General features: G+C 53.4%; 18 protein-coding genes. 12 read left to right on the top strand and 6 right to left on the bottom strand.

The window, feature by feature from the left end:
• Positions 1 to 34: 34 nt before the first annotated feature.
• From ACJJID_RS17585 to ACJJID_RS17565, 5 genes are all read left to right on the top strand, one after another.
• Complete coding sequence (locus tag ACJJID_RS17585; protein ID WP_152450318.1) at positions 35 to 1,486, top strand: TrkH family potassium uptake protein; 1,452 nt, start codon at positions 35 to 37, stop codon at positions 1,484 to 1,486.
• Between the two features lie 96 nt (positions 1,487 to 1,582).
• Positions 1,583 to 2,620 (top strand): efflux RND transporter periplasmic adaptor subunit, encoded by a 1,038-nt coding sequence (locus tag ACJJID_RS17580; protein ID WP_444920581.1) that lies wholly within the window; start codon positions 1,583 to 1,585, stop codon positions 2,618 to 2,620.
• A 48-nt stretch (positions 2,621 to 2,668) separates the two neighbouring features.
• Entirely contained in the window at positions 2,669 to 3,364 is a 696-nt protein-coding gene (locus ACJJID_RS17575; RefSeq protein WP_152450314.1) for an ABC transporter ATP-binding protein, read from the top strand.
• Positions 3,361 to 4,521 carry an ABC transporter permease gene (locus tag ACJJID_RS17570; protein ID WP_444920580.1) on the top strand — a complete coding sequence of 387 codons (1,161 nt, stop codon included), beginning with the start codon at positions 3,361 to 3,363 and terminating at the stop codon, positions 4,519 to 4,521. Before ACJJID_RS17575 ends, ACJJID_RS17570 begins: the two co-directional genes overlap by 4 nt.
• A gap of 67 nt (positions 4,522 to 4,588) precedes the next feature.
• Entirely contained in the window at positions 4,589 to 5,776 is a 1,188-nt protein-coding gene (locus ACJJID_RS17565; protein ID WP_444920579.1) for an ABC transporter permease, read from the top strand.
• Positions 5,777 to 5,831: 55 nt separating this feature from the next.
• Here ACJJID_RS17565 and ACJJID_RS17560 read toward each other — a convergent pair whose 3' ends face one another.
• The gene (locus ACJJID_RS17560) at positions 5,832 to 6,719 is read right to left on the bottom strand and encodes a lysophospholipid acyltransferase family protein (protein ID WP_444920578.1); all 888 of its coding nucleotides are present in this window, start codon (positions 6,717 to 6,719) and stop codon (positions 5,832 to 5,834) included.
• 157 nt (positions 6,720 to 6,876) lie between these two features.
• Here ACJJID_RS17560 and glyQ point away from each other — a divergent pair, with 157 nt between their 5' ends.
• From glyQ to ACJJID_RS17540, 4 genes are all read left to right on the top strand, one after another.
• Positions 6,877 to 7,833 carry a glycine--tRNA ligase subunit alpha gene (glyQ, locus tag ACJJID_RS17555; RefSeq protein ID WP_152450306.1) on the top strand — a complete coding sequence of 319 codons (957 nt, stop codon included), beginning with the start codon at positions 6,877 to 6,879 and terminating at the stop codon, positions 7,831 to 7,833.
• A complete protein-coding gene (gene glyS, locus ACJJID_RS17550; protein ID WP_444920577.1) occupies positions 7,833 to 9,914 on the top strand; it encodes a glycine--tRNA ligase subunit beta in 2,082 nt (693 codons plus the stop codon). The genes glyQ and glyS overlap by 1 nt, the downstream gene beginning before the upstream one ends.
• A gap of 54 nt (positions 9,915 to 9,968) precedes the next feature.
• Positions 9,969 to 10,520, top strand: a complete 552-nt coding sequence (gene gmhB / locus ACJJID_RS17545) for a D-glycero-beta-D-manno-heptose 1,7-bisphosphate 7-phosphatase (RefSeq protein ID WP_444920576.1) — start codon at positions 9,969 to 9,971, stop codon at positions 10,518 to 10,520.
• 356 nt (positions 10,521 to 10,876) lie between these two features.
• On the top strand, positions 10,877 to 13,858 hold the full coding sequence (locus ACJJID_RS17540; RefSeq protein ID WP_444920575.1) for a S8 family serine peptidase: 2,982 nt from the start codon (positions 10,877 to 10,879) through the stop codon (positions 13,856 to 13,858).
• A gap of 77 nt (positions 13,859 to 13,935) precedes the next feature.
• Here the strand turns inward: ACJJID_RS17540 and ACJJID_RS17535 are convergent, their stop codons facing one another.
• Positions 13,936 to 15,210, bottom strand: a complete 1,275-nt coding sequence (locus ACJJID_RS17535; protein ID WP_444920574.1) for a serine hydrolase domain-containing protein — start codon at positions 15,208 to 15,210, stop codon at positions 13,936 to 13,938.
• A 245-nt stretch (positions 15,211 to 15,455) separates the two neighbouring features.
• Positions 15,456 to 16,442 carry a GlxA family transcriptional regulator gene (locus tag ACJJID_RS17530; RefSeq protein WP_444920573.1) on the bottom strand — a complete coding sequence of 329 codons (987 nt, stop codon included), beginning with the start codon at positions 16,440 to 16,442 and terminating at the stop codon, positions 15,456 to 15,458.
• A gap of 379 nt (positions 16,443 to 16,821) precedes the next feature.
• On the opposite strand from ACJJID_RS17530, the gene ACJJID_RS17525 reads away from it, so the two are divergent.
• A complete protein-coding gene (locus ACJJID_RS17525) occupies positions 16,822 to 18,009 on the top strand; it encodes a class I SAM-dependent rRNA methyltransferase (protein WP_444920572.1) in 1,188 nt (395 codons plus the stop codon).
• Positions 18,010 to 18,084: 75 nt separating this feature from the next.
• On the opposite strand, the gene ACJJID_RS17520 is transcribed toward ACJJID_RS17525, so the two are convergent.
• Positions 18,085 to 20,262 carry a TonB-dependent receptor family protein gene (locus ACJJID_RS17520; protein WP_444920571.1) on the bottom strand — a complete coding sequence of 726 codons (2,178 nt, stop codon included), beginning with the start codon at positions 20,260 to 20,262 and terminating at the stop codon, positions 18,085 to 18,087.
• Positions 20,263 to 20,491: 229 nt separating this feature from the next.
• On the opposite strand from ACJJID_RS17520, the gene ACJJID_RS17515 reads away from it, so the two are divergent.
• On the top strand, positions 20,492 to 20,935 hold the full coding sequence (locus ACJJID_RS17515; protein ID WP_444920570.1) for a GNAT family N-acetyltransferase: 444 nt from the start codon (positions 20,492 to 20,494) through the stop codon (positions 20,933 to 20,935).
• Between the two features lie 136 nt (positions 20,936 to 21,071).
• Positions 21,072 to 21,752, top strand: a complete 681-nt coding sequence (locus ACJJID_RS17510; protein WP_444920569.1) for a phosphoadenosine phosphosulfate reductase domain-containing protein — start codon at positions 21,072 to 21,074, stop codon at positions 21,750 to 21,752.
• An 81-nt stretch (positions 21,753 to 21,833) separates the two neighbouring features.
• On the opposite strand, the gene ACJJID_RS17505 is transcribed toward ACJJID_RS17510, so the two are convergent.
• Positions 21,834 to 23,450: a hypothetical protein gene (locus tag ACJJID_RS17505; RefSeq protein ID WP_444920568.1), complete on the bottom strand. Its 1,617-nt coding sequence runs from the start codon at positions 23,448 to 23,450 to the stop codon at positions 21,834 to 21,836.
• Between the two features lie 698 nt (positions 23,451 to 24,148).
• The gene (gene gyrB / locus ACJJID_RS17500; protein WP_444920567.1) at positions 24,149 to 26,569 is read right to left on the bottom strand and encodes a DNA topoisomerase (ATP-hydrolyzing) subunit B; all 2,421 of its coding nucleotides are present in this window, start codon (positions 26,567 to 26,569) and stop codon (positions 24,149 to 24,151) included.
• Between the last annotated feature and the right edge of the window lie 16 nt (positions 26,570 to 26,585).

The raw sequence follows: 26,585 nt of genomic DNA, 5'->3' as shown, positions 1-26,585 counted from the left end.
AAAGTAACAACAGATAACAGGCTGACAGGCGCCAATGCGAATTGCGGTAATTGCGCGAGTTTTCGGAATTCTCCTTACGGTGTTCAGCTTAACCCTGCTGCCACCCATCGTCGTGTCCCTGTGGTATGAAGACCATACCCACAACGCCTTTATTATCGCCTTTGTCATTACCCTGGTGACTGGCCTGTTTATGTGGTTGCCGGTACACGACCTGCGCCAGGATTTGCGCACTCGCGACGGATTTGTGGTGACCTCACTCTTCTGGTTGATCCTCGGCAGCTTCGGCTCACTGCCGTTTATTATCAGCCCGCAGCCCGATCTGAGTATTACCGATTCCATTTTTGAGTCTATTTCCGGGCTAACGACCACCGGTGCCACCGTGATCACCGGCCTCGACTCCCTGCCCCCGGCGATTCTCTATTACCGCCAGCAATTGCAGTGGTTTGGCGGTATCGGCGTAATTGTGATCGCGCTGGCGATCCTGCCCATGCTCGGCATCGGCGGTATGCAGTTGTACAAGGCGGAAATACCCGGCCCGGTGAAAGACACCAAGCTGACGCCGCGTATCGCGGAGACGGCGCGGGCGTTGATCGTGATTTATGTGATCCTAACGATTTTGTGCGGCATCGGTTACTGGTGGGCGGGCATGACTGTATTCGATGCCGTGGGCCACGCCTTCTCCACCGTCGCCAACGGCGGCTTTTCCACCCATGATGCCAGTATGGGCTTCTACGCCCACAACCGGGCCATTATGGTGATCTGCATCATTTTCATGTTCACCGCGGCGATTAACTTCGGTTTGCACTTTTATGCTTTCCGCAACAAAACCCTCAAACACTACTGGCGCGACTCCGAATTTCGCTTCTATGTCATGCTGATATTGGGCGCCGGTCTACTGATCAGCTGTTATCTGTGGATTCTGAATATTTTCTCTCCGGGCAACAGCCTGTTGCACGGCTTCTTCCAGGTAGTTTCCATCAGCACCACCGCCGGCTTTGCCTCGGAGAATTTTTCCGCCTGGCCGGTATTTTTACCCTATGCCCTATTGCTACTGGGAATTCTCGGCGCCTGCGCCGGCTCCACCTCGGGGGGCATCAAGGCGGTGCGCGGTATGCTGATTATGAAATCCGGTATGCGCGAATTAAATCGCCTGGTGCACGCCAATGCGGTGATTCCCATCAAACTCAATCGCAAGATTGTACCGGACCGGGTCACCGATGCCGTGTGGGGCTTTTTTGCGGTCTATGTTCTGTCGTTTTTCATTCTCGCCATTATCGTGATTGCCACTGGCGAAGACTTCGTCACTTCTGTCACAACAGTGGCCTCCTGCCTGAGTAATATCGGCCCCGCCCTGGGTGAGGCGTCATCCCACTATGGTTCAGTCAACGAGGTCGCCAAGTGGTTTCTGATCCTCGCCATGCTGATGGGACGCCTGGAAATTTTCACCCTGCTGGTGCTGTTAACCCCCGCCTTCTGGCGCCATTAATTAAGCGCCAGAAGGCGGGCGAGATCGAATAGCAATATTTTTTAGTTTCTGCCACAGTTGTTCTTTACAGGAAGTAATGAATAAGAACAGGGTTGTATGAGCAGAAACACCAGTGAGCTGCTTGGTCAACTGAAAATTGACCGGGATACAGCGCCCGATGATTTATCTTCATCGTCCCGAAAAACCCTGTTGGCGGCTTCCAGCGGCGCAGTCGCCGGCCTGCTGGTTGGTTTTTTTGGCGCCTCCCTCTTGGCCGAAGATCCACCCGCAGGCCCCAGCCCAATCCCAGCCTCTGCCAGCACACACACTACCGCATCTGTACCTACCAGCAGCGCGCGCCTGGAAACGGTATTGAATGCTTCCGGATATATCACCGCACGACGCATGGCCACGGTGTCTGCGGAAGTGATGGGGCTGATCAGCAGTGTGGATGTCGAGGAGGGTATGCAGGTACAGGAAGGCCAGGTGCTAGCTCGTCTCGACGACGTCAAAGCGCGCGTCAGCCTGGCATTTGCCCGCGCGCAGATTCAGGTACTGCAGGCCCAGGAAGCCAGTATTCTCGCCAAATTAAAAGAGGCCGAGCGCCAATATCGGCGTTTCGCCGGATTGCGCGAAAAAAATTATTCCAGCAAGGCGCAATTGACCCAGAGTGAGGCCACAGTAGAAGGTTTGAGGGCGGACTTAAACAGCGCCCGGGCAAATATCGAGGTGGCCAAGCTGGAAGCCGAGCGGCAGCGTGAACGCCTGGAAGATCACACCATACGCGCCCCCTTTGCCGGGATCGTCACGCAAAAAAATGCCCAGCCCGGAGAAATTGTCGCCCCCAGCTCCGCCGGTGGCGGTTTCACCCGCACCGGTATCTGTACCATCGTAGACATGGATTCCCTGGAGATTGAGGTGGATGTTAACGAGGCCTTTATCGGCCGCATCTCCACCGGGCAAAAGGTCAATGCGAACTTAGACGCCTATCCCGAGTGGGATATTCCCGCCACGGTAGTGGCGATTATTCCTACCGCCGATCGCGCCAAGGCGACAGTGCGCGTGCGTATCGGCATCGATCAAAAGGACTCCCGTATCCTGCCGGATATGGGGGTGAAGGTTGGCTTTCTTGCCGCGGAGGAAGTGGCGCTTTAACGGCACAGACTACGGCTCTAATTATTCATTTAAAAAAGGAAATTGCAGATGTCTGAAGATGTGTTGTTTCAGTTAAATAGTGTCGGTAAGAGTTTTGTCAAAGGTAAAGAGAAAATCTCTATTTTTGACGACCTCAATATGAGTATTGAGCGCGGAGATTTTGTCGCCATTATGGGACCATCCGGCTCCGGTAAAACCACCCTGTTGAATATGCTCGGTGGAGTCGATCAGCCCACCAGCGGGGAAATTTGGTTTGATGGCACCCGTATAGATTCCCTCAGTGAGAGTGCCCTGACCCGCTGGCGCGCACAGAATATCGGATTTATTTTTCAGTTCTACAATTTGATGCCGATGCTCAACGCACAGCGCAATGTAGAGCTCCCGCTTCTGCTAACCAAACTCTCCAAGACGCAACGCCGAAAAAATGTGGAAACCGCCCTCGCCCTGGTGGGCCTGAGCGATCGCGCCAAACATATGTCCAGTGAAATGTCCGGTGGCCAGCAGCAGCGGGTGGCCATCGCCCGCGCGATTGTTTCCGATCCAAAACTCATTCTGTGTGATGAGCCTACCGGTGACCTGGATCGCGCCACGGCCGATGAAATCCTGGAGATGCTGCAACTACTCAACCGCGATCACGGCAAGACCATCGTCATGGTCACCCATGATCCGGCCGCGGCCAAATACGCCAAGCGCACCCTGCATCTCGATAAGGGACAATTTGTGCAGAGGGAAATTGTGGCATGAACGATCTCTATTTAATTTATAAAAACATGACGAGGAAACCTCTGCGGTTATTCCTCACTTGTTTTGCTATTTTTATCGCCTTTTTAATTTTTGGCGCTGTTACCAGTTTAAAAACCGCGCTCAATTCCAGTGTGGAATTATCTGCTGATAACCGTTTGGTGGTTTTTAACCGGATCAATTTCACCCAATCGCTTCCCATCTCTTATTTCCAAAAAGTCGCTGCGGTGGAGGGGGTAAAAGACGTCACCCACCTGAACTGGTTTGGGGGTTATTTCCAGGAGCAGAGCCGGCAAATTGTATCGCTGGCGGTGGACCCAGAATCCTATCTGCGCGTTTACGAAGAAATAGTGATTCCGGAAGAACAAAAACAGGCTTGGTTTAACAATCGCCAAGGCGCGCTGGTGGGCGAAAAACTCGCGCAGATTTATGGATGGAAAGTGGGGGACAGAATTCCCATTTCCTCAAATATTTTTACTCACAAAGACGGTGGTTACACCTGGGAGTTTGTGGTTTCAGGTATTTTTAAAGGGGACACCGAGCAGTACGATACCCGCCAGATGTTATTCCATTATAAATACTTTATGGAAACCCAGACATTTGGCAATGACTGGATCGGCTGGATGGCACTCACCACAGACGATCCCTCTCTCAATGAAAAAGTGGCAAAAACTATCGATGACAGTTTTGCCAATTCGCAAAGTGAAACCGATACCAGCACGGAAAAATCCTTCAATAAAGCCTTTATCGAGCAAATCGGCAATATCGGCCTGATTATTTTCTCGGTGGTTTTTACCGCGTTTTTCACCATTCTGATTGTGGTCGGCAACACCATGGCCCTGGCGATTCGCGAGCGTACCGGAGAGATCGCGGTGCTCAAAACGTTAGGATTTTCCAGCGCGCGTATTTTTCGCATGGTGCTTTCGGAATCCCTGTTGATCGCCTTTATCGGCGGTCTCTCTGGACTCGCCGCGGCCTGGCTTTTAGTTGAAGGGGTCAAAACCTTCCTCGCCCGTTTCCTGCCCAACTTGATTCTCGATGGAGATATCGCCCTGCAGGCACTGTTTTTTATGTTGTTGCTGGGAATTATCACCGGTCTGCTACCGGCCTTTAACGCGCTGCGACTGAATATTGTCTCGGCATTTAATCGTCAGCCTTAAATACATTGTATCGAGCCTCTCACTACAGAAAGCGCCCGATTGATAAAGCCCAACCGGAGGAAAGCCAATGGGCTCTCTAATTGCACAAATAATTTCAGTGACCTTAATGAACTTGGGCAGCCTGCGCCGGCGCCTGTGGATGTCCCTGGCGATGGTACTGGCCTCGGCGGTGGTGGTGGCGATTCTGCTGGCTTTTCTCGCCATGGCCAAAGGCTTCGAGGAAACCATGCGCGGTGCCGGCTCCAGCCAGATAGCCATCCTGATGCGCGAGGGTTCCTCCACCGAACTCAACTCAGTGATCCTGCAGGACCAAGTCAACTTGGTTAGCGAGTCCGCGGGAGTCGCCCGCGATGCCAATGGCCCACTGGTTTCGCCGGAACTGTATGTCATTGTGGATGGCATCAAAAGGTCCAGCGGCACCGAGGCCAATATCCCCCTGCGCGGCCTCAACGAAACCGGCATGGCCATGCGCACCAATATGCGCTTAACGGAAGGCCGTATGTTTGTCCCAGGAACCAATGAAATGATTGTCGGTGAGGGGGTTCTGCGAGAGTTCAGTGGCTTTGATATTGGCAGCGAGGTGCGCTTTGGCAAAAACCTGTGGAAAGTGGTCGGGGTTTTTTCCACAGGGGGCAATATTTTCGAGAGTGAGCTGTGGGCAGATATCAAAACCATCCAGAGCCATTACAATCGCGGTAGCAGTTACCAGTCGATTCGCCTGCAACTGGATAATGATGGCGGCCTGGCATCAGTTAAGGAAACCATTGCGCGGGAACCGCGCCTGAATCTCGACGCCCAGACCGAGCGGGAGTATTTCGCCAGCCAGGGCAAACAACTGCAATATATCGCCACCTTTGGCTGGGTCATCAGTGCGGTGATGGCTCTCGGTGCCCTGGCCGGTGCGCTCAATACCATGTACACCTCAGTGGCGGACCGCGCCAAGGAAATTGCCACCCTGCGCGCCCTCGGCTTTAGCAATTTCTCCGCCTTCTGCGGCACTATCGCCGAGGCCATGGTGCTGGCTGTGGCCGGTGGCCTTTTGGGTTCCCTGGCTGCCTACCTGTTCTTCGACGGCCTGAATACTTCGACACTGGGCGGTAGTTTTACCCAGGTGGTATTTAGTTTTGAGATGTCCCCGGACCTTTTCCTGCAGGGCGCCATATTGGCGCTAGTGATCGGCTTTGTCAGTGGCTTTTTCCCCGCCTGGCGCGCCGCGCGCATGCCGGTAATCGTGGCATTTCGCCACGCGGCATAAAGCTCGCCTCGTTGCCTATTCTTGTTACCGATAGAGAAAGGGGCCCTTCAGGCCCCTATTTTTTTTTGCGGTAGATTTTGCTCTTGCCCTCCGGCTGGCGGCGGAAGCGCTTGTACTCCCATTGATACTGCTCCGGCGCCTGGGCAATACAGGCCTCCACACCGCGGTTCATCGCCGCCAGGGATACTTTTTGCTCTTCGCTGTAAATCGCTTTTTCCGCGGGGACAAAAACCAGCTCGAAGCCGCCCTCTACACGCTTACCAAATCCAAAAACCACATGGCAGTTGGTGCGCTGTATCAGGTTGTGCACCAGGGTCATAGTCAGTGCCGGGCGTCCAAAAAACGGGGCGAAGTCACCGCCCATATCCGGTTCCTGGTCGGGCAGAATCAGGGCTAAATTACCGGCCTTCAGAGATTTGAGCAGCGACCGCACGCCGTGCACATTGGTGGGCACCATCTTGCCGCCGGTTACTTCACGTCCGCTGCGAATCACCGGGTCCAGGGCTTCGATTTTGGGTGGCTGGTAAAGCACAGCACAGGGGGCCAAAGTGCCGACATACAGTCCAAATATTTCCCAGTTGCCGGTATGTGGCATCAACACGATGGTGCCGCGCCCTTCCGCCTCGCCGGCATTGAGCAACTGCTGGTTGCGCACCCGGACAATGGCATTTTCATTTTTGGCCCAGGGCGTATTCCACAGTGAGGCCATCTCAAAACCGGCCATGGCCGTGTTGATCACACTCTCTCTCGCTAGCTTTTCGCGCTGCTTGGGGTCCATCGCCGGATAGCAAAGCTTGAGATTGATTCGGCTCAGACGCAGGCCCTCGGAACGCGTCCACACTGCCATTTTGCCGGCAAACCAACCCACTCGCCGCGACCAGTGCAGCGGCAATTTACCGATCATTTTCAGTGCCCCAACAGCAAGGCGCCCCTTAATATCCACTCACTACTTCCTATACAAAAGCCACTTTAAAGTGGCCGTGTTGCCCAAGTATGGCCATTGAAACCTCTTGACGCGGCTATAGCGCTTTAAGCACAGGAGCCGCTGCCGCTATAATTGCGTCCCTTTGCCCACAGCAGATACTGATCCGGAGATAGCGGTGTCCAAGCAATACGATCTCAGTACCTTCCAGGGACTTATTTTTGCCCTGCAAGATTATTGGGCGCGCCAAGGGTGCGTCATTCTACAGCCTCTGGATATGGAAGTGGGCGCCGGCACCTTTCATCCAGCCACCTTCCTGCGCGCCATAGGCCCGGAAAACTGGAACGCGGCCTATGTGCAGCCCTGCCGCCGCCCCACCGATGGCCGCTACGGCGAAAACCCCAACCGCCTGCAGCACTACTACCAATACCAAGTAGTGATGAAGCCGTCCCCGGACAATATCCAGGAATTGTACCTCGACAGCCTGCGCGCCATGGGCGTAGACCCGGCCATCCACGATATCCGCTTCGTAGAAGACAACTGGGAATCCCCAACCCTGGGCGCCTGGGGCCTCGGCTGGGAAGTTTGGCTGAACGGTATGGAAGTCACCCAATTTACCTATTTCCAGCAGGTGGGCGGCCTCGAGTGCTACCCGGTTACCGGCGAGATCACCTATGGTCTCGAGCGTATCGCGATGTACCTGCAAGGGGTTGAGTCCATCTACGACCTGGTGTGGACCCGCAACCCGGACGGCAGCCCCGTTACCTACGGCGACGTTTTCCACCAGAACGAAGTGGAAATGTCCCACTACAACTTTGAACACGCCGATGTGGAATTCCTATTCGCCACCTTCGATCACTGTGAGCGCGAGAGCACGCGCCTGATCGAACTGGGCCTACCGCTACCCGCTTACGAGCAGGTCATGAAAGCCTCCCACGCCTTCAACCTGTTAGACGCGCGCCACGCCATCTCGGTGACCGAGCGCCAGCGCTATATCCTGCGTGTGCGCACCCTGGCCCGTGCCGTGGCACAGGCCTACTACGATGCGCGCCGCGCTTTAGGTTTCCCCCTGGCCGATGAGGCACTGCGAGCGGATATTCTGGCGGAAAACATCGAGCAAGAGGAGAAGCAGTAATGGCTCAGGATTTTCTGGTAGAGCTGGGTACCGAAGAGCTGCCACCCAAGGCGTTGCACAAATTAATGAACGCCTTCTCCGATGGCATTACCCAAGGCCTCAAGGGCGCTGAGTTATCTTTTGGCGAAGTGAAATCCTACGCCGCCCCACGCCGCCTAGCAGTCGCGGTGTTCGGCTTGGCCGACAAGCAGCAGGACAAACAAATTGAAAAACTGGGCCCGGCCGTTAAAGCCGCCTTCGACAAAGAGGGCAAGCCCAGTAAAGCCGCGGAAGGTTTCGCCCGCAGCAACGGTGTAACCGTTGAAGAATTGGGGCGCAAGGAAACCGACAAAGGCGAGCGCCTGGCTTTTATCAGCGAACAAAAAGGCGCTGAAACCGAATCCCTGTTGGCAGACATTGTCGAGAAAGCCCTAGCTCAGCTACCTATCCCCAAGCGCATGCGCTGGGGGGCGCGCCGTGAAGAATTCGTGCGCCCTGTGCATTGGTTGGTCATGCTGTTCGGCAACAAGGTGGTGGATGGTGAAGTACTCGGCCTAAAAGCCGGTAACACCAGCCGTGGTCACCGCTTCCACTGCAATCGCGAACTGGAAATCCACTCCGCCCACGACTATGCACAGGTTCTGCGCGAACCCGGCTACGTCATGGCAGACTTTGCCGAGCGCCGCGAAGCCATTCGCGCCCAGGTGATCGCCGAGGCCAATAACGTCAATGGTGAAGCGGTCATCGACGACGACCTGCTCGACGAAGTGACTGCACTGGTGGAGTGGCCTGTCGCCCTTACAGGCCGCTTCGAAGAGCGCTTCCTGGAAGTGCCCGCTGAGGCCCTGATCTCCTCCATGAAGGAGCACCAGAAATATTTCCACGTCGTCGATGAAGATGGCCAGCTATTGCCGTTCTTTATCACCGTATCCAATATCGAGAGCCAGGATGCCGCCCAGGTTATCCACGGCAACGAGCGCGTAATCCGTCCACGCCTGGCGGATGCCGCCTTCTTCTTTGAGACCGACAAGAAGACCAGCCTGGAATCGCGCCGCGAGAAGCTGCGCCAAATCGTTTTCCAACAGCACCTGGGCAGTGTCTATGACAAGACCGAGCGGGTAGCTGCCCTGGCGCGCACCATTGCCGAGAAAACTGGCAGTAACGGCGACTGGGCCGAGCGCGCCGGCCGCCTGTGCAAGTCGGACCTGGTTACCGAGATGGTGTTCGAGTTTGCCGATATGCAGGGCATCGCCGGCTACTACTACGCCGAAAACGACGGTGAGCCGCTGGACGTGGCCAAGGCCATGTACGAGCAGTACATGCCCAAGTTTGCCGGTGACGAACTGCCTGCCAGCGATACGGGTACCACTATCGCCCTGGCAGACCGCCTGGATACTTTGGTGGGTATCTTCGGTATCGGCCAGCCCCCCAGCGGCTCCCGCGACCCCTTCGCCCTGCGCCGTGCCAGCCTGGGCATCATCCGCATTCTGGTAGAGAAGCGTCTCGACCTAGACCTGCGCGAATTGCTGGAACTGGCCCGTGACAACTACCCGCGCACCGCCCTGGGCGAATACGACAAGGTGGTAGAGCAAACTCTGCAATACGTACTGGACCGCTTCCGCGCTCGCTACGAGGACCAGGGTATCGCCACCGAAGTATTTATGTCGGTTGCCGCGCGCAAGCTATCGCGCCCGCTGGATATCGATAATCGCGTACACGCGGTGAACGCCTTTAGCCAGCTGCCGGAGTCCGGTGCCCTGGCAGCAGCGAATAAGCGCGTTTCCAATATCCTCGCCAAGCTCGATGGCGCGGTGCACAGCAGTGTCGATGAAGCGCTTCTGCAGGAAGAAGCGGAGAAAGCACTGTTCGCCGCTGTTCAGGTTGCCCGCACAGAAGTGGAACCGCTGTATAGCGATGCGCTCTTCGCCGAAGGCCTCGCCGGTCTGGCGGGACTGCGCGAAACCGTGGATAACTTCTTCGACCATGTGATGGTGATGAGCGACGACGAGCAACTGCGCAACAACCGCCTGGCCCTACTGGCCCAGCTGCGCGCACTGTTCCTCGAAGTGGCCGACATCTCCCTGTTGGTTCCCGCCAAGTAATGGCTACTTGAACCGGGGCTCTGCGCCCCGGTTCAGCGACACAGGCGAATCCACATGGCAATAATTCTTCTCGGCCGCGATGGGGTCATCAACCAAAACCCCGACCAGTTCGTGAAATCCGCAGAGGAGTGGCAGCCCCTGCCCGGCAGCATCGAGGCACTGGCTGCGCTCAGTCAGGCCGGCCACCAACTGGTGATAGCCACCAACCAGAGCGGCCTGGCCCTGGGCCAGTTTGACCTGGATGACTTGGAGGCGATACACGCCAAGATGCGTTCCCTGGTAGAGGATGCGGGCGGTGAAATTGCTGCGATTTTCTATTGCCCCCATGGGCCCGAGGACAACTGCCGCTGCCGCAAGCCCCAGGCGGGCCTGCTCGATGCCATCGAGGCAGAATTCGACACCAGCCTGCACGGCTGTTATCTGCTTGGCGATAAACTGGCCGATCTACAGCTGGCGTTGGTGAAAGGGTGCAAGCCGGTACTGGTTAAAACCGGTGCGGGCACTGAGACTCTGCAGCAGCTGGTCGAGAGCCCCGATCCGCGTCTGGCGGAAACCGCTGTGTTTGAAGACTTAGCTGGTTTCAGCCAATTTCTAGTGGGCCACTGAGCCCACTGATCCTTCCCTTTACAGCCTTCTAGATTTAACAGGTTTTTTCCAAGGGCCTGTGAAAAACATCATCAGGAACCCTCTCCGCTACAGCACCACCCCGCATTTGTGACTTACGTTTTTTTCTTTCTCGCCAGTTAGCAAAAATAGTACAAAAAAATGACTATCGCGCCAGTTCATTGAGTCCTGCGACACATTACTTTAAAAGCGAGTGACAGGTCGGACGGCTTTATTCCAGTGAGAGCGTGTTCTGCCAAACCAAGGATGGCTTGTTGGGTGTCAGTGACAATGGATAAACGGCGCACTTTCTCTCCCACTTCTACCCACCTGTAAAAATAAAAAAATGGGACAACTCAATGAAACGAAAAATAATTGCCTCGCTTATTGCGGGCCTGCTGTGCTCAAGCAGTAGTTTCGCAGCCACAGTGGCAGACACTCTCACCCCCGAAATCCAAAAGAATAAAAAGGTCTATATCGTACAGCTCGATGGCAAACCACTTTCCGCCTACAGCGGCACAGTCGCGGGCCTCTCCAGCACTAAATCCAATGTACGCCGTAAAGCTGACCCCCGCAGCAGCAGCTATCGCCACTACTCCAATTTCCTCAAAACACGTCGCCAGCAGGTGCTCTCTGCCGTGCCCGGCGCACGCAAAGTGCACGAATATAAAGCGGCCTTTAATGGCTTTGCCGCGGTTATGAGTGAAAAGGAAGCCGAAGCACTGCGCAGCCATAAAGATGTGAAAGGCGTCTGGGAAGACCGCCTGCTGAAGATGCACACCGATTCCACTGCAGATTTCCTCGGCCTGACGAATACACCCAGTCCCTGGCTCTGGGGTATCACCGGGGAGGATGTGGTGGTGGGTGTCATCGACTCGGGTATCCACCCGGAACACCCGAGCCTGATGGATATACCAACGCCGCGGCAGGGTAATCGTGGAGCCAATATTTCCTATGGTCCGGTGCCTGAATCCTTTATCGGTGAGGGCTGCGAGTTCGGCAACACAGACTTTAACCCCGGTGACGCCGCCTTTACCTGTAACAACAAGCTGATCAAGGCCAAGTCTTTCTCTGACGCCTTCCTCTCCAACAAGACTCTAGCGGATTACGAGTTTCTTTCCGCACGGGATGCGGATGGACACGGCACCCACACCGCCACCACTGCCGCAGGCAACTACGGTGTAGTAACCCCGGACGGGAAAACCCTGACCGGTATGGCGCCTCGCGCCCGTATCGCGGCCTATAAGGTGTGCTGGGATGCCCCAGACCCGGACGATAGCGGCTGCTCCTCAGCGGACTCCATGGCGGCCATTGATGAAGCCGTGGCCGACGGTGTGGATGTCATCAACTTCTCGGTGGGCGGCTCCAGTACTGTTTTCACCGGTGCCGATGAAATCGCCTTCCTGTTTGCCGCCGATGCCGGCGTTTTTGTTGCCACCTCCGCCGGCAACAATGGCCCAGGCCCACAGACAATGGGCACGCCTTCCGGTGTCCCCTGGATTACCGCGGTGGCGGCCGCCGAGGACGACCAGAGCTTCGGCACGGCCCTGCAGGTGGATGCCCCTGAAGCGGTTGTGGGCACCTACGATGCCCGTGAAGGCAACGGCCCGGTAACGATGGAAGATGCGGGTCTGCTATCGGCACCAGTTGTTGTGGGTGCCCCCCTGGAAGCCTGCTCCGCACTGACTAATGCTGAGGCGGTAGAAGGCAAAATCGCCCTGGTGAAGCGTGGAGGTTGCTCCTTTAGTACTAAATACAACAATGCCGCAGACGCCGGCGCAGTGGCCATTGTCGTATACAACGACGGCACCGCCGTGGACCGTATGGACCCGATCGTAATGTCGGCCCCCAACACCACCATCCCCGGTGTGATGATTCGCCATACCGATGGTGCCATGCTGGTTGAGAATTCAGGGGTCACGGGCACCCTGGATCCTGAGCTGAAGATTTCCCGCGAAGACCGCATCGCCAGCTTCTCTTCCCGCGGCCACAACGTGGGCGCGCCGGATATTATCAAGCCGGATGTGGCGGCACCGGGCGTAGGTATTCTCGCCGGTACCTCGCCAGTGTTGAGTGGCGGCAACCTGTTCGCTGCCAAAAATGGCACCTCCATGGCGAGCCCCCATGTCGCCGGTATTATGGCTCTGTTAAAACAGGCTCATCCGGACTGGAGCCCGGCAATGGCCAAATCTGCGCTGATGAGTACGGCACGCACCGACCTGCAAAAGTCCTTCGGACCCGAAGCCGCTGACCCCTTCGATATTGGCGCAGGCGCCATAGTACCCGCTGCTGCTTTCGATCCCGGACTGGTCTATGACGCCGGTCTCAACGACTACCTGGCCTTCCTCTGTGGTGCGGAAAATCAGCCCCAGATTCTGGAAACTTCCACCTGTGAGGGACTGGTTTCCGCTGGCTATTCCCTGGATTCCAGCGATCTCAACCTGCCATCAATCGGCGTCGGGGAATTGGTGGGCACGCAAACCATCAAGCGCCGAGTCACCAGCGTCGGCCGTGGCCAGAGATGGTATTGGGCTTCTGTAGAGGCACCCGAAGGGGTCGAGGTCAGTGTTAACCCCAGAACCCTGCGCCTTAGAGAGGGAGATAGTGCCGAGTTTGAGGTCACCTTTACGGTGACCGAGGAAGCGGCCATGAACGAGTGGGTATTTGGCGAGCTGAGCTGGAAATCCGTTGGTTTACGCCAGGAAGTACGCAGTCCCATCGCCGTACGCCCGGTTCCGCTATCCACGGTTCAGAAGGTCAGCGCGGATGGCAGCGATGGCACCGTAAACCTGCCCGTGCAGTTTGGTTATAACGGCAACTATCAGGTGGATATCAACGGCTTGGCGGAAGGCGTACCTTTCCCCGGTAGCGTTGAGGATGGAGAAAACCAGCTGATTTTCTTCGATATTCCGGAGGGTACAGAGCTTGCCCGCGTAGCCCTGTTTGATGCGGATGTGGGCGATGGTAGTGGCAGCGACGACCTGGATTTGCAAGTCTATGGCCCCGGCCCCGACTTTCCAGAAGTGGGCACCAGCGGCTCACCAACTTCCGCCGAGTCTGTTGATCTACTCAATCCCGCTGCCGGCCAATACGCTGTGTATGTGGTGGATTACGCCTCTGCAGAGGGCCCCACCCCATTCACTCTGTTTAACTTCAACCTGAGCGGGAACAGCGGCAATACACAGCTCACCGCTCCGTCTCAGGCGCATATAAACAGCAGTGGCACTATCGACCTGGAGTGGATGGGCCTCACTCCCGGTACCCGTGCCCTGGGGATTCTCAGTCACGGTGACGGTGAGGCTGTATTTAGCGAAACCGAGATTATGGTAAATACCCAGTAGAGAGCCATTCCCTCCACCGATTGGCAGACGGGGGGAGTTTTTTGGAACCGGCCGAGACATTAGTCTCGGCCGGTTTTTTATTTACAACCGAATTTATCCTGCTGTCGAATAAAAGCTTCAGCAATATCCATAGAGATACGACCAAAGTCCCAAAAGGTTTTTGTTTTACGATTGATATTTAGGGCCACTGACAAGTTGTGATCCGGTATTACCATCAACCAACTTTGACTGCCGCGGCTGACGCCACCATGATTAGCATGGCGCACTATTCCCAAGGACGGAATTTCTTGTTCACGATACCGCCAACCCAACGCATAGTGCTGCTCGTTCACTTCTCCATTGGCAAGCTTTTGCGGTGTCCAAAAAGCTTCTCGGGTTTCAGCAGCTAAAAAATTGTCGTCGAGATAGTGTGCACCCAGCTTTGCCAGGTCCGTAGGTGTGGAAATAAAACCACCACCCGGCAGACGATGACTTAAATCCACCGGTCGCCATTCACGTAGGCGAAGTTCGTCGCCGCTTAACCCATTACTCTTATAGAAACGGGCAATATTTCTTTCCATATTGCCATTTAATGGAGAGACCTCAGTATTTTTCATTCCGGCAGGAATAAAGACCTCGTCTTCCATCACGTCCAAATAACTTTTTTGCTCTGCACCAGCCACAACCGCCCCTAGAAGAACGGTTCCCAAGGTGCTGTAATAAAAATTTGTTCCTGGTTGGAACAACAATTCACTACTGTCAAAAATTTCCAGAGCCTGATACATACTGTCGTAATGACGGTCCAGGGCCAGTGTTTTATACAAACCCAGCCAATCAGAATTCTTCTTATAATGTGGTAAGCCCGACATATGTGAGGCCAACTGGCGCGGGGTGATCGCTGTCCACTCTTGATTGGGTAATGCTTCCAAATAGTTGGTTATTGATTTATCAAGATCAATACTCCCCTTCTGTACCAAACGCGCGAGAGCTGTTCCAGTCAGAGCCTTGGAAGTACTACCAATACGAAAACGTGTTTCAGTGGTAACAGGTATTTTGTTTTCCAGGTCTGCCCATCCAGATGCGCCAGCCCAGACAAGCTTGCCACAAGCCGAAACTGCCGCAGAGATTGCTGGAGAACCAATCTCCTGGCGATGCGTTTCAATGGCTTTAAGTGATTGATCTGCTGCCTCTTTTAGCTCTTGTCGGTAAATCTTTTGTGTCGATGACGCCTCGGTGGCCAGCGCCTGCCAACCAAATGGGCTGAGTGGTAACGAATCCAGAGACCAGGCATAAAATTGATAAACCGGCCACAATAAATAGCCAATACAGGACAGCAGGGCAAAGATACCCAGCACAAATTTTTTATTTTTCATTTAATCTATCTCTTTATTCCTAAGCCCCTAAGCCATGTCTACGCGAGTTAACCGTATCACGTAGCCAAAAATTTTGGACCCAGGATTATTACACTGCAGCTTTTGGAAAAAGAGACACACTTACGACGAATTCTGACATTGCACTGCTAAAGCAATCTAAACATGCCTTTCATAGACTGTAACTTTTCATCTTTTTTCTTTGAAAAAGAAATCCTTCAAAAATTATTAAAAGGCCAGTAATTTTTTTAATGAAAACGCCGGCGGAATTCACTGGGAAGTATGCCTTTATGTCTGCGAAACGTGCGTCTCAATTGCTCCTGGGATTGAAAGCCACATAGGCAGGCTATTTTTTCCTGAGACAAGGTTTGTTCAGACAACAATTGGCAGGCTTTTTCCACACGGATATTTTCAACAAAGCGCGCCGGAGTCACTCCCAGCTCCTTGAGAAAACAGCGGGAAAAATTGCGTGGACTCATCGCAGATTCCTGAGCCAATTTTTCTACTGTGAGAGACTGATCCAAGTTTTGGTAAATCCACTCCACAAGTCTGGCAAAGCGATCACTCTGTTGCTGATTCATCAAGTGACTGCTGTATTGCCGCTGTCCGCCATCCCGCTTGAGGTAGAGCACCATTAGTTTGGCGATTGCCAGTGCCAAACTACGCCCGTGATCCTCCTCGACTAACGCCAGAGCGAGATCAATGCCCGCAGTAATACCGGCCGAGGTATAAATATGATCATCGCACACATAAATAGCATCAGGGTCTACCTCAATATCGGCAAACTGCCGTAGCTCATCCACATTTGCCCAATGGGTAGTTGCTTTATGACCCGCCAACACCCCTGCTTTAGCCAAAATCAGAGCACCATTACATATAGAGCCCATCCGCTTAACCACCTGCTTTTGATCGCACAGCCAGCCGAGGATGTCTGGTTCGGAGTAGAGGTCCTTATAACTTCCAGGCGGCCCACCGCTCATCAATAGGGTGTGGATATCTTGCGCCTCGCGATATCCACAATCCGCATACAGCTTTACACCGGTGCCCATCTGTACCAGCCCGGATTCTTCAGCCAACAACTGGATTTTGTAAAAGTCAGAAGGATAACGCCCCTCCTCGCGGAGAAGATGATTAGCCAGCGCAAAAACCTCCAGTGGCCCAGTCACATCCAAGCTGGAAGCGCCCGGATAGATAAACATGGCAATTTGAATAGACTGGTCCTGGGTCAATTTCATTGATAGAGTTTTCCACAACGCCAACTAGGAATAATTTGATCTTGGCGGTAAATTCTGCCGATTAATTCGCACTTTACCAACCATTTCTGCTAAATACCCTTAATCCTGCAGAGGTTGTGACTAGATTCATTAACGAGGCCACACCCTGTTTGTGAGCACTCACGTATCTTTCGTTCTGCCCAGCTTAACCGGATGTCTGCGCTCCCGGTGTTTATCCACAGGGTGATTTTTAAGCTAGTTATTCACACTTTTACCGCACTTTGCCCTTTGATCACTTAATATCGAGCACGTTTATCCACAAAGGCTCGAAATCCTTGACCTATCCATCGAGCCGAGCACAATTGCCTCCGCGAATCCCCCCAGCTTACGGAGACCCCAATTGGCGGAATTAATATTAAATCGCGGCGCAGAGCGCCGTTTAAAGCGCGGCCACCTGTGGATATACAGTAATGAGGTGGATACCAAGCGCTCCCCGCTGAAAGGCTTGGAAGCGGGGAGCCAGTGCCAGGTTCTCGATAGTCAGGGCAAACTTCTGGGCACTGCCTGGGTTAACCCCAGCCAATTGATCTGCGCTCGCCTAGTGAGCCGCAAGGACAATTTTTCCGAAGACGACATTAGTGAGCGCTTGCAAACTGCATTGCTACAGCGGCAACGCTACTTCGACCACCCCAGCTACCGTATGGTTTACGGAGACTCCGATGCCCTACCGGGGCTGGTAGTTGATCGCTTTAACGATCACCTGGTGGTACAGGTCAGCAACTGGGGCATGGATCGCTACCAACAGGTAGTTGTGGATAAGTTAATCGAGCTGACTCAACCCAAGGGAATTCTGCTGCGCAATGATCACCAGGGCCGCGCGGTTGAGGATATGCCACTCGTTAACCAGATTGTTTACGGAGAAGTGCCCGAACTAGTGCCCTTTGAAGAAAATGGCGTTCCGCTTTTGGCGCCGGTCCACCAGGGGCAAAAAACCGGTTGGTTCTATGATCACCGCGAAAATCGTCGCCTGTTAAACCGCTGGGTACGAGGGAAGCGCGTGTTGGATCTCTTCTCCTATGCCGGCGGCTGGGGAATCCAGACTCTGGCCAATGGTGCCTCCCACGCGGTGTGCGTAGATGCCTCGCAGCAAGCCCTGGACTGGTGTCAATTGAATGCACAGCACATCGGTTTTGCCGACAGGCTGGATACCGTGCAAGGTAAGGCGCTAGAGGTTCTGAAGGCCATGGTGGCCGAGGGCGAGAAGTTCGATGTCATAGTGCTCGACCCCCCCGCATTTATTAAAAGACGCAAAGATCACAAGGCCGGCCTCGCCGCTTACCGCCACATTAACGAACTGGCTATGCGTTTACTGTCGCAGGATGGCTTGTTAGTAAGTGCTTCCTGCTCTATGCATTTACAATCGGATGAACTGCTCGACTGTGTGCGCGGTGCGGCACACAAATTGGGCCGTCACGCTTCAATACTCGCCAGCGGTGGCCAGGGCGCTGACCACCCCATTCATCCGGCAATTCCTGAGACCAACTACCTCAAGGCCCACTTTGCCCATCTGGGCGGCAGCCGCTGGTAGCGGGCATTTATTCGCTCTAAAAGAAACCCCGGCGAAGCCGGGGTTTCTAATTTGTCACTCTATCCTGCTGCAGGATTAGAAAACGTATTTCATACCCAGTGTGGCGGTGCGCGGCCGGTTGGCGCGAGCACCATCGGGACTACGGCTGATTATCACCTGCTCATCAAACAGGTTATCCACTTTCAGGTAGCCGGTCAGGTCTGTGCTGAAATCGTAGTGCGCAGCGGCATCCACAACCCACAGGGACTCTGTGTAATCGAATTTATCGGTATTCCCCCGGTTGCAACGAGTGTGTACACACATCTCGTCCTGGTAAGCCGCGGTCAGGTTTAAACGCCAGGCGGCACCGCTGTCGAGGCCGGCAGATACGGCAAAAACATTTTCCGGCAGGTATTCGAGATTATCGCCGGCAAGCAGCTCTTCACCGTCACTGTCTTCACTGATTTCTGCGTCAGTAAAGGTGTAGGTTGCACGCACCGGTAATACCCAACCGTTTGCGAGTGCCCACTCACTTCCAAAGGTCGCTTCCAGCCCTTTGATATCTGCTTCACCCAACTGGTAGGTACCACTCTCGGCACCATTGGGGCATTTCACCGCCACCGAGCAGTTTTGCAAAGCATTCTCATAGTCACTGTAGAAGGCGATCAATTCAGCATTCAGGCTGCCGTTATCGAAGCGAGCGCCCCATTCATAGTTTGTGGATAACTCCGGGCCCTGGCCATCGGCTGCACCAGCACCGGGAGGGGCGAAGCCACGGTGTACACCTGCCAGCAGGCTCCACTGTTCGCTAGCCTGGTAAACAAGCCCCAAGCCGGGCAGCCACTCATCCACCTGGTTGGAGCGGTAACTGCCCTTCTCGGTACGCTCGGCGTCGTTATAGCGCTGCTGTTCGGTCTCTATATCCTCGTAGCGAAGAACAGCGGTGAGAGTCAGTTTGTCGTTCAGCTGGATATCGTCGTAGATAAAGAACGAAGTTGCCTCAGCTTCTTCGATTCGGTTATTGCTGCTTTCTTTGACGGTATCGGGAATATCTGTGCTCAGATACACCAATTTGCCATCCACCTGTTCATAGTTTTCCACAGGCTGGAATCTATCGACTTCGTCTTGGTGCTGGCGCACTCCAAAGGTCAGCTCATGGCTAACGGAAGCGGTGTTAAAGCGCCAATCGGCACTAATCTGCAGGCCCCTAGCCTCGTACTCACGGTTATTGTGCTTAACGCCGAAGGCGTAATCCCACTCCCCATCCAGTATCGCCTGGGACAGTGCTGCTGTAATGATTTGATCGTTGTTGGCATCCTCAATCAGTTCACCCTCGCTGACCTTGAACCAGTCGCGCTTAAACTTGTTGTAGTAAGCCTGGGTATGCAGGGTAAAGTTGTTACTCAGTTCGATACTGTGGTTCAGCTGGATAGTGCTGTGGCGATTCTGCATTTCATCCAGGGCGCTGAGGCCGTAGCGGCGGTTCGGATCTCTCTTAAAGTCAGCATCCGTCAGGCCCAGATAACTCATGCCTGACTCCTCTTCGGAGTACTGCAGCTTGATATCCAACTGCTGGCGATAGGTCGCATCCGCATCGGACTTAAGGCGACCTTTCAGCAGGTAGTCTTCTTTAGCGATATCCGCGCTGCCAGCGCGATCAATTTCGCGAAAACCGTCAGCATACTGTTGCTGGGTCTCCAGCAGCCAGCCGGTAGTTTCTGTACTGCTGCCGTAGTGAGCGTGCAGGCGGGTCTCACCGTATTCACCGGCCTCCAGCTGCACCATCCCCTGGCTGGCAGTGGGAATAGGTGTGCTCAACATATTTACCGCACCACCCACGCTAAACGGGCCGTATTGCAAGGCAGCAGGGCCTTTTAGTACTTCAATGGCATCCATGCGGCCGGCACTCGGGAAATAATACGCTTCCGGCGCCGAGTAAGGGGCCGGAGCCACCAATACACCATCTTCCATCAGGGAAATTTTGGCGGAACGCCCACCCTGGGCACCGCGAATACCAATATTCGGGCGCAGGCCATAGCCATCCTCTTCCAGGATGTACACCCCCGGAACCGAGCGCATCATGCGGTTGATATCCACAAACTCGAACTCTGCCAGTTCTTCGGCATCTACCAGATGCGCGGAGCCCGGCAGTTTGGAGATGGAGTCGGAATTACCAATAACGGATACGCTTTCCAAACGCTCCTCAGCGTGACTAGGAACTGCCGTGGCAGCCGCCAGGGCAATAGCCATTGGCGACAGGAAAAATCTCTTCATGAACCCTCCAATGAATCTATGTAATTTGTAATTGTTTTTATTAATAAGAATGATTCTATTTTACCACTCGCGACTGGGGGATATCACAGAACATTTTTTTGTTTTTTGGCGCCTTTACGAGGAATAAACCTCTCAAAGATTAGTTTCTATCCTAAGAGCAGGATGTTTCCTAGGATCTACTCTTCGAGCTGACTAGCATTGGGCTCATGTATCTACTTTGGGAATGCCCATGATTCGAAAGGCAGAGCTCAAAGAGTTGGATAGGCTGGAACAGCTCTGGCTACATGCGGTGACACATTCACACCCATCACTGCCTCGTCAGTTCTGGTTGCAGCGCCGTGGTGAATTCCGCAGAGACTGCCGCCGATCCAACCAATGTCTGGTGTTTACCGGCCGCCACAGCGCTGTCGCCGAGGCTTTTATTACCCTGGTGGACACTGACAAGATTGCCCACTTGTGTGTTAGTCCCCTTTTTACCGGTTGTGGAATTGGCGCTAGCTTGCTTAAGGCTGTGGCCGTCGGACGCAAGCAGCTCCAGGCTCAGGTATATCGTGAAAATCTGCGCACGCGGTATTTCCTGCAAAAGCATGGGTTTGTAGAAACCCGTCGCGGTTACAACGCTGAGTACGGACAACATCAGATTTTAATGTCTTGCAAAGGGACCCCGCCTTGAGCCATATCTTACTCACAGGGGGGAAAACCACTACTTATAACCGAAACTTATTGATTCACTCCTTTTTATTGTTTCTACGTGACAAATTATCCGGGTAGCATGCCTTTCATCCTAGTTTTCCTACGCGCTGATTTTTATGGGACAGAACGCTTCCAGTCATACCCTGCAGTCCTCAAGCGACCGCTTCTTTCACCACGATGCTGACTTGGCATCTATGAATCAGACTTTCGCTGCGGCTAAACCCAGCGAAATCATGCAATTCACCATGGACAAAGCCCAGAACCCGGTGGTCTTTACCAATTTCCGCCCCCTCGCTGTGGCTTTCCTGCACCTGGTGACCAGGGCCAAGCCGGATATTCCAGTTATCTGGGTGGATCACGGCTACAACACTCCGGAGACCTACCGCCACATAGAAAATGTGGTGGAGCGGCTGAATCTCAATCTGCGCACCTATTCTCCAAAGATGTCTGCGGCCCACTACAACGCCGTCTACGGCGGTATTCCGGCCCTGGACACTCCCGAGCACGACTTTTTCTCGCGTACAGTGAAACTGGAGCCGTTTAACCGCGCCATGCAGGAACTGAAGCCAGATGTATGGCTCAACGGCATTCGCCATGATCAGAATGCCCATCGTAAAAACCTGGATATTTTTACCCAGGGGAATCACGGCACCATTCGCGTAGCGCCAATGTTCCACCTGAAGGAGATCGATGTAGAGGAGTACGTTTACGAAAACGAACTGCCGGATAACGATGTGTATTTCGACCCGACCAAGGGCGAGGAACACCGTGAGTGTGGGTTATTACTGGAAAAGTAATGAACTGATGCCCAGCCATAACCTTTCCACACGCGCTACCAGCTATTAGTTATGATCGCTAATTGGCCGGTTTGATGCTCATTAGGGGGAACGAATGATGGTTTCCCCTTCTGCATAGAGTTCGCAGCGATCTTTCACCCGTAGTTGCGCTCTCTGTTCTTCACAGGCCTGTAGGGCTAGCTGGTTTGCTTCTGTTTGACTGGCAACATTATCGATATACCCCACCACAAAGGCCCCTCGATAATCCAGAGCCATTGCCAGCGCTTTATTTTCCGACAAGAACTGGTAATCCTTCATGAGCTGCCCTAGGCCGCTCACCTCATCGCTATTGTCTGTGAAAGCACGGTCTGTAAAAGGTAATGTCTCCCGGTTAAGGTCCCTTATCATTGATTCCAGGTGCTCCCGGGACTCTGAGCGTGTAATTTGCATCAAAAGGGGCTGGGAGACGCGGGAGAATCTTTCAACGTCTCGATTTAGATAGAGTTCATGAGCATACCACCAGGCAATATTGATATCCCTCGGAGCACGCAGGTAGGCCTGCTCCAACATGTTTACATACTTGGGCCGTGGATAACCTAATACCTGCATCGTAATTGCCAGTTCATGCCAATAGGCCGGCACGCCACCCTCAGCATTAACCAGCTCAACATAACTATCGCGGATCTTTTTAAATTCTGGGACGTTGATTTCTTTTTCTTTATCAAGCGCCTCATAAAGCGCAACCATTGCAGTGGCTTCTAAATACCAGATTTCATCCTGATATTTATCTTCTATATTTCCAAGTATCTCGCGGGCTGAGGAATAATTTTTCTCCTTCGCCTCGGCAAGCGACAGTGCCGACATCAGCTCAGGACTTATCAGTCCCTTTTTTTCAGCATAAGAAATATAATTTCTAAGCACTTCTGAATTCTGGTCTGTGATCGCCATATAGTGAGCAATTTCGGCTATTGCTTCACGATTGTCCATCGGACTTGTAATTAGTGAATAATTTTCTTTCTCATCAGTAAGCCGGCCTTTGTAGGTATTAAAATCGACCTTGGGCAATTTTTGATAGATACCTGCAAGTTCATCAAAAGTCATACCCAATGCAGCGGGCAGCGCATTCACAGGATCTTCACCTCGATTATACGCTTGGAGAAACTTGCTCAAGCCATCATTGCGCTCGGCATTGAAAATCAGCCAGTGGCTAAGCATCCACCCACTGGCATAAAGAGCCTCTGTATCTTGATCATTGAGAGAACCGGGAACTGCTCGCAGAAGCTCCTTTAAAGGCAGCTCTCTTTTTCCGTGTAAGCTGATCGCTCTATCAAGGGGTATGCCGCCAACGCTGAAATTACCTTTTTTATCAAATGAAACCGTAGAAAATACTTCTGCTACACCTTCACTAAACCAGTAGGGAAAATTGAATTGGCTACTTCCATAGGTTAAAAAATGCATATATTCATGGAAGAGTGTCTGACGAGCCGGGTTTCCAGGTAGATATTGGTTCCCTTTGAGGTTTATTAGGGCAAAACTCCCATGTGAAGTATTCTCAAACCTTCCAATTACTCTTCGAGAGCTCTCGCTGCCACTCACTCCCGCAAAGCTAAGTTGATCCGCCAATGCATAAATGGTGAGCTTCTGTTGGTCTGGGGAAAAACTAATATAGTTTCTCGAGAAAATACGAAATTTCTCTAAATCCTCTGCCAATTTCTGCACACGTTTCGGATTATCATTTGTGACTATACGAAAATGCTCGGTTTCAATTTCGACCAGTTTGAATTAATTAGTTTCTCTGAGCTTGTGCAACCATTGATGGCAAACAATATGGATATCGAAAAAATAACTCTCAATATTTTCCTGAAAAAATTATTTTCAGAGTAATTCATCGGAACCCCCTGTGAGGATTAATTTTTATTGAGCAATTGAAACACGAAAAAATACTGTGTAAATACAGCTATTTTATGATTTTTAATAGAACAGAAATTCGGGCTAATTATTCGACAGCCAATTTTTGGAATTTTTAGAAGCCTTCTTACCTATCCATGTCCATTATTTTAGGGGCTACAGATTTATAAGGTAACTTTTGGAAGGGATCTACCAAGTTTTAATTATTTCTTTCGATCAAAAAAATCACCACAGTTTAGAAATGACAGCATTTTTTTAGATTTCTGGATGGAACTCTATAAGCAAGCTCAAGCCAGGAAAAAAAGAAAAAAGGGAGTGGCAACCTTCAAGCGGGCTAGCGCTGTTTTGAAATTGGGAAGCGGGGCCTCGAAACTTAAGCTGATAGGCCTCAGTTCCTTTCTTTGACTCAAAAAATTCGATAAGAGCGCGTTAGTCAGCTCTCTCGGATGAAATACTTTCATCGAGAGAGCTGCACTAGCACTATTCCAGCCTGTAGAAAGTCAGGGGGATTAAACGTCCAAATTCTCCACCGCCAGGGCGTTGCTCTCGATAAAGTCGCGGCGCGGCTCTACCTGATCGCCCATGAGGGTGGTGAAAATCTGGTCTGCGGCAATGGCATCCTCCACGGTGACCTGCAGCATACGGCGGCTCTCAGGGTCCATAGTGGTCTCCCAAAGCTGCTCGGGGTTCATCTCTCCCAAGCCCTTATAGCGCTGGATACCGTAACCACGGCGGCTCTCGCCCATCAACCAGTCCATTACCTCAGGGAAACTGCCGACGGCGTGTTGTTTCTCACCACGCTGGATAAAGGCGCCCTCTTCTAACAAGCCCACCATTTTCTCACCGAGTGCACAAATAGAGGTGTACTCAGCGGAATCGAAGAACTCATGGTTGATCAGGTAGTCGCTGCCGACGCCGTGCGCCACTATGTGGATATGGGGCAGGAATAGCCCGCGCTCGGTATTTTCCTGCACGGTCACTTCATGGCGACGGGTTCCACCGCTCTCCTCATCGGCGAGCTTTTCCTGTAGCTGAGCACACCATTCAGCCACCTTCTCCTGGGATTGCAGATCCTCTTGAGAGAGGCTCGGCAAGTAGATCATGCTGCGCAGCACTTCTTCTGGATAGAGGCGGGACAGGCGATCAATCGTAGCCAGCACGCTGCGGTACTCGCCTACCAGGCTCTCCAGGGAAGCGCCAGATAGCCCAGGGGCATCCGGGTTTACGAACAGTGTGGCGCCCTCCAGGGCGGCATTGGTAAGGAACTGGGTCAGGGCGCCCTCATCCTTTAAGTACTGCTCCTGCTTGCCCTTGGAGATCTTATACAGCGGCGGCTGGGCGATATAGATATGGCCGCGCTCGATCAATTCCGGCATCTGGCGGAAGAAGAAGGTCAGCAACAGTGTGCGAATATGGGCACCGTCCACGTCCGCATCGGTCATGATGATGATGCTGTGGTAGCGCAGCTTGTCGGGGTTGAATTCGCTCTTGCCGATACCACAGCCTAGCGCGGTAATCAGGGTGCCCACTTCGGCACTGGAGAGCATCTTGTCGAAGCGCGCTTTTTCCACGTTGAGGATCTTGCCTTTCAAAGGCAGGATCGCCTGGGTGCGGCGGTCACGTCCCTGTTTGGCGGAACCCCCGGCGGAGTCACCCTCCACCAGGTAGATTTCAGATAGCGCTGGGTCCTTCTGTTGGCAGTCAGCCAGTTTGCCGGGCAGACCGGCGATATCCAGGGCGCCCTTGCGGCGGGTCATCTCACGCGCCTTGCGCGCCGCCTCACGGGCTTTCGCCGCATCGATCATCTTGGTAACGACGGACTTGGCTTCCTGGGGGTTCTCTAACAGGTAATCGTTGAAGTGCTGCCCCATCTCCTGCTCAACGGCGGGCTTCACCTCGGAGGAAACCAGCTTGTCTTTGGTTTGCGACGAGAACTTGGGGTCCGGCACTTTGACGGAAATAATCGCGGTAAGGCCTTCCCGGGCATCATCGCCAGTGGTGTTGACCTTATCCTTCTTGCCCAGGCCTTCGCGCTCAATATAGGTATTCAGGCCGCGTGTCAGGGCAGCGCGGAATCCCGCCAGGTGAGTACCGCCATCGCGCTGGGGAATATTGTTGGTGTAGCAGAAAATGCTTTCCTGGAAGCTGTCATTCCACTGTAGCGCCACCTCTACGGCAATACCGTCTTCACGCTGGCTTTGGAAGTGCAGTACCTTGTTGATGGGGGTTTTGTTCTGGTTGAGAAACTCAACGAAGGCACTCAAACCACCCTCGTATTCGTATATCTCTTCTTTAGCGCTGCGCTCATCTTTCAGCACGATGCGCACACCAGAATTCAGGAAGGACAACTCGCGCAAGCGTTTAGCCAGCACATCAAAGTGGAATTCGATATTGCTGAAGGTATCGGCAGAGGGCTTGAAATGTACCGTGGTGCCAGTGGTATCGCTATCACCCACCACTTCCAATGGCGCCTGGGGCACACCGTGATGGTAGGTTTGCTCGTGGATTTTGCCACCGCGGCGGATGGTCAACTTCAGCTCTCTGGAGAGCGCATTCACTACCGACACACCCACGCCGTGCAGTCCACCGGATACCTTATAGGTATTGTCATCGAACTTACCACCGGCATGCAGCACGGTCATAATCACTTCTGCGGCGGAAACCCCTTCTTCCGAATGGATTTCTGTGGGAATACCCCGGCCATTATCAGAGACGGAGATCGACTCATCTGGATGGATAGTTACGCGAATCTCGTCGCAATGGCCAGCCAGTGCTTCGTCGATGGAGTTGTCGACCACCTCAAAAACCATATGATGCAGGCCGGTGCCATCGTCGGTATCACCGATATACATTCCGGGGCGCTTGCGCACCGCATCCAGGCCTTTAAGTACCTTGATACTGCTCGAGTCATAGCTTTGCTGCTCTGACATTTATTCGCTCCATTCA

This window comes from Microbulbifer sp. CnH-101-G (assembly GCF_052466775.1).
The sequence above is the reverse complement of the archived record's forward strand: the minus strand, read 5'-3'. Positions and strand labels throughout refer to the sequence as shown.